Source organism: Sporosarcina cascadiensis (genome assembly GCF_009650995.1).
GTDB lineage: Bacteria > Bacillota > Bacilli > Bacillales_A > Planococcaceae > Sporosarcina > Sporosarcina cascadiensis.
In genome coordinates this window covers 1-235 of the sequence record NZ_WHVV01000056.1, presented here as the reverse complement: position 1 = coordinate 235, position 235 = coordinate 1, and the positions used below count along the sequence as shown (strand labels likewise).

The window sequence follows — 235 nt, the reverse complement described above, 5'->3', positions numbered from 1 at the left end:
GGGAAACCCCCAACTACCATCAGCGCTAAAGAGCTTAACTTCCGTGTTCGGTATGGGAACGGGTGTGACCTCTTTGCCATCGCCACCAGACTAATCCTTTTTAAGGACATTTACTATTATAACACATCACATCAATAATGCAAGTATTATTTTAGTTTTTTGAGTAAAGCTTGTTCACTCAAAACTGGATAAAAGACATTGGGTAGTTCAAGTAACTACTTTTTATAATAGGTTA

Annotated in this window: 1 rRNA gene; it reads right to left on the bottom strand. The window is 37.4% G+C overall.

What is annotated here, in order from left to right:
* Positions 1 to 90, bottom strand: a 5S ribosomal RNA gene (gene rrf / locus GDZ68_RS18020); the annotation flags it as partial.
* Positions 91 to 235 lie beyond the last annotated feature (145 nt).